Genomic DNA, 3,871 nt, shown 5'->3' on the forward strand with positions numbered 1-3,871 from the left:
AATATACTTTGGGTCTAAACTTATTTTTAGTTCTGGGTGTGCTGCTGCCATTCCTTGCATTTGCTCAGTAATAACATCTTCTATTTTGTTTATTAATTTTTTCATAATTCTTAAATTATATATTTTTTGGGTTAACTAGAGCTAATTTTTAACTCTTCAAATTCTTGACATATTAAATAGTATAAAAAATTATTTTTTAAAATAGCCCGTAATACGTTTTGTTAAATAAGCTATATCAAATAAATTTTTAAAAATATCAACATGTCTTTTAATAAAATTGCAATATTTATACAACAAACTTAAAATTTTAATATGAAAAAAAATTTTCAATTTGGCTCATATTTTATCTATTTTGGAATTTTGACAATTTTATATACGTTTTTTTTTATAAATAAGAAAAAACATATGTGTTTTATAGTTTTATGATATTGAATTTTCAATTGGTAAAAAATTGATGCTTTTTAACTTTTTACAATAGTTTAGGTATTATTCAATTTTAATTTTAGCTTAAGTATAAACTAATTTCCCACTGCATTATTTCTCTAGAATTAAAAAGGTTGAGCTATTAAAAAGTAAAAAACATATAAAATAATTTAATCATTAGACAAAAAAGTATCAACTAATACTTTATAAGATACCTAATTTTGAAAAATCAATTTACATTTTATCAAATTGATATTGACAATTACTAATAGATTATTAAAAATATTTCAAAAATGAAATACGGTCATTTTGACGATGCAACTAGAGAATATGTAATTACCAATCCTAAAACTCCATACCCTTGGATAAATTATCTTGGTAACGAAGATTTTTTCTCGCTAACCTCAAACACAGGTGGTGGCTATACCTTTTATAAAGATGCAAAATTTAGACGTTTAACACGCTATAGATATAACAACGTTCCTGTTGATAATGGTGGAAAATACTTTTATATTAAAGATGGCGATACCACTTGGTCTCCTGGATGGAAACCAGTTAAAACAGCTTTAGATAGTTATGAGTGTAGACATGGAATGAGCTATACCAAATTTAAAAGTTCTAAAAATGGTATCTCTTCAGAAGTATTGCAATTTATTCCTTTAGGTTTTTGGGGTGAAATTCAAAAAGTAAGTTTGAAAAATACCACTTCAGCAGTAAAAAAAATACAATTATTTTCTTTTATTGAATGGGCTCTTTGGAATGCTGAAGATGATATGACCAACTTTCAAAGAAACTTTAGTACAGGAGAAGTGGAAATAGAAGATTCTGTAATTTATCATAAAACAGAGTTTAAAGAACGAAGAAATCATTATGCATTTTATTCAGTAAATGAAGCAATTAATGGTTTTGATACCGATAGAGAATCTTTTATTGGACTTTATAACGGTTTTGAAGATCCTGAGGTTGTTGCCCAGGGCAAATCTAAAAACACTGTTGCTCACGGATGGTCTCCAATGGCTTCACATTACATTGAAATTGAATTAAAACCTAACGAGGAAAAAGATTTTATTTTTATGTTGGGCTATGTGGAAGTTGATGAAAATAATAAATGGGAAAGCAAATCTGTAATCAATAAAAAGCCTGCAAAGGAAATGATTGCTAAATTTAATACCGTTGAAAAAGTTCAAAAAGCATATAATGATTTAAAGGTTTATTGGGATAATTTATTAGGGAAAATATCCATTCAATCTGAAGATGAAAGATTGGATAGAATGGTAAATATTTGGAACCAATACCAATGTATGGTAACCTTTAACATGTCTCGCTCTGCATCCTTTTTTGAATCAGGTATTGGACGCGGAATGGGCTTTAGAGATTCCAATCAAGATTTAATTGGGTTTGTACATCAAATTCCCGAAAGAGCACGTGAAAGAATTATTGACATTGCATCAACCCAATTTGAAGATGGTTCATGTTACCATCAATACCAACCTTTAACCAAAAAAGGAAATGCCGCTATTGGAGGTAATTTTAATGACGATCCATTATGGCTAATACTTTCAACAACTGAATATATTAAAGAAACTGGCGATTTTTCTATTTTAGATGAATTGGTTCCTTTTGATAATGATGCCTCAAGAGCAAAACCCCATTTTGATCATTTAAAAGCCTCTTTTTATCACGTAGTAAATAATTTAGGACCACATAAATTACCTTTAATTGGAAGAGCCGATTGGAATGATTGTTTAAACTTAAACTGTTTTTCCAAAGACCCTAACGAATCGTTTCAAACCACAGGAAACAAAAAAGACGGACACGCAGAATCCTTAATGATTGCAGGACTTTTTGTTGTTTACGGAAAGGAATATATAGATTTATGTAACCAAATTGGAAAAACAGATGAAGCTGCTGCTGCTCAAATTCATGTAAACAACATGATTGAAGCTGTTAAAAAACATGGCTGGGATGGTGATTGGTTTTTACGTGCTTACGATTATTTTGGAAAAAAAGTAGGTTCTAATGAAAATGAAGAAGGAAAAATATTTATAGAATCTCAAGGCTGGTGCAGTATGGCAGAAATTGGTATTGAAGATGGCCTTGTAGAAAAATCTTTAAATGCCGTAGACGAACATTTAAATTGTGAATATGGAATTGTATTAAACAGTCCAGCTTTTTCTAAATACTATATCGAATACGGAGAAATATCAACCTATCCTGCAGGTTATAAAGAAAATGGAGGCATATTTTGTCATAATAATCCTTGGATTATGATTGCCGAAACTAAAATTGGAAGAGGAGATAAAGCTTTTGAATATTATTCTAAAATTGCGCCTAGCTATTTAGAAGAAATATCTGAACTACATAAAGTAGAACCGTATGTATATTGCCAAATGATTGCCGGCAAAGAGGCTTTTAAACCTGGAGAAGCTAAAAACTCTTGGTTATCTGGTACGGCTTCTTGGAATTTTTATGCTATCACTCAATATATCTTAGGTGTAAAACCAGCCTATAACGGACTTTTAATAGATCCTTGTATTCCAAAAAACTGGAACGGTTTTAAAATGACACGTAAATTTAGAGGCGCAACGTACATTATTAACGTTGAAAACCCAACCAAAGTAAGTAAAGGTGTTAAAAGCATACTTGTAAACGGAAAAGAAATAAATACCAACATTATTCCTATTCTAGAAAAAAATAAAGAGCACACCATTAAAATAATAATGGGATAGTAATTTATTAATTTGTAATTAAATTTGTTTTATTTAAGCTTCTACTAATTAGTAGGAGCTTTTTTACCTATATAATTATATAAAAAACAACATTTTATAATACTTTTTTTACACCAACAAATTCTTCCTTAAATTCCTTTGGCGTACATTTTTTAGATTTTTTAAACAATCTGTTAAAATTGGCAATATTGTTAAATCCACATTTAAAAGCAATTTCACCAATACTTAAATCCGTTTCTAACAACCATCGTGTTGCAAAACTAATTCGAGTATCATTTACATACGTAATAAATGTTTTTCCAGTTCTGCTCTTAATAAATCTATTAAAAGAAACCGCACTCATATTTACTAATGATGAAATTTCGTCTAAAGTTATTTGCTTGGTGAAATTTTCCTGAATATAATTGTACACCTTTTTAATTTTATCACTGTTTTCAAAATCTTCTTTCACCGCTGTAGAATTAGACAACAACCTTTGATTTTCAGATTTTGCCAAATCATTTAAAAGAGAAATAAACTCTAAATAATATTCAATTCCAGAGATTCTAGTAAGTGCCATTAATCGAGGCATTACTTTAATAGTTGTATCTTTAGAAAACAAAATACCATGTTTCCCTCTATTAAACATATCCTTTATAGGTTTAAAAATCCTTCTTTCTAAAGTTTTTTCATTAAATAAATCAGGATGAATATGAATGGTAATTTCATAAATTTCTTTG

At 28.9% G+C, this 3,871-nt stretch carries 2 protein-coding genes; one reads left to right on the forward strand and one right to left on the reverse strand.

Annotated elements, in window-relative coordinates; translation table 11 throughout:
• The first annotated feature begins 716 nt into the window (after positions 1-716).
• Positions 717-3,152, forward strand: a complete 2,436-nt coding sequence (locus ABY298_RS15405) for a GH36-type glycosyl hydrolase domain-containing protein (protein ID WP_372746939.1) — start codon at positions 717-719, stop codon at positions 3,150-3,152.
• A 94-nt stretch (positions 3,153-3,246) separates the two neighbouring features.
• Here the strand turns inward: ABY298_RS15405 and ABY298_RS15410 are convergent.
• Positions 3,247-3,871 (reverse strand): helix-turn-helix domain-containing protein (locus ABY298_RS15410; RefSeq protein ID WP_372746940.1); only part of this gene is annotated, 625 nt, incomplete at its 5' end.

It is taken from the genome of Lutibacter sp., from assembly GCF_041596795.1.
GTDB lineage: Bacteria > Bacteroidota > Bacteroidia > Flavobacteriales > Flavobacteriaceae > Lutibacter.